This window comes from Terribacillus halophilus (assembly GCF_900162685.1).
Lineage (GTDB): Bacteria > Bacillota > Bacilli > Bacillales > Amphibacillaceae > Terribacillus > Terribacillus halophilus_A.
This window is the reverse complement of sequence record NZ_LT727821.1, coordinates 1-870: the sequence shown is the minus strand read 5'-3', so window position 1 is coordinate 870 and position 870 is coordinate 1. Positions and strand designations below refer to the sequence as shown.

General features: G+C 47.5%; 1 protein-coding gene. It reads left to right on the top strand.

The genetic code is table 11. The features are described 5' to 3' along the window. On the top strand, positions 1–870 hold an 870-nt coding region (locus B1K52_RS00370), incomplete at both ends, for an NADP-dependent malic enzyme (protein ID WP_077303962.1).

Genomic DNA, 870 nt, shown 5'->3' with positions numbered 1-870 from the left:
AAATTAATGGCACCAACATTCGGCGGTGTAAACTTGGAAGATATCTCTGCACCGCGCTGCTTCGAAATTGAAGAACGCTTGAAAGCAGAAACAGACATCCCAGTATTCCATGATGATCAGCACGGAACTGCCATCGTAACAGTTGCTGGTCTATTGAACGCACTGAAATTGGTTGGCAAAAGCTTCGACAATATCAAAGTTGTCGCAAACGGTGCAGGCGCTGCTGGTATTGCCATTATCGAATTGCTGCACAGCCTTGGTGTAAACAACGTCATCATGTGTGATTCCAAAGGGATGATTTACGAAGGTCGCCCAGAAGGCATGAACAAGATGAAAGACCGCGTTGCGAAAATCACAAACCGTGATCGCCAAGAAGGAAGTCTTTCTGATGCAATCAAGGATGCAGATGTGTTCATCGGTGTATCCCTTGCAAACCTGCTTTCTCAAGAAGATGTGCGCACAATGGCGAAAGATCCAATTATCTTTGCAATGGCTAACCCAGATCCAGAAATTTTGCCAAATGATGCGAAAGAAGCCGGTGCCCGGGTTATCGGTACAGGACGTTCTGACTTCCCGAACCAGGTAAACAACGTATTGGCCTTCCCTGGTATTTTCCGTGGTGCACTAGATGTTCGTGCAACTGGCATTAATGAGGAAATGAAAATCGCCGCTGCTAAAGCAATTGCCGAGCTAATCGACGAGAGCGATTTGAACGAAGACTACGTAATCCCAGCTCCATTCGATCCGCGCGTTGCCCCAGCTGTTGCCAAAGCAGTAGCGAAAGCAGCAATGGACACTGGTGTAAACCGTATCACAGTCGATCCAGAAGAAGTGGCGGAGAAAACACGTCAGCTGACACTAATCGACGAA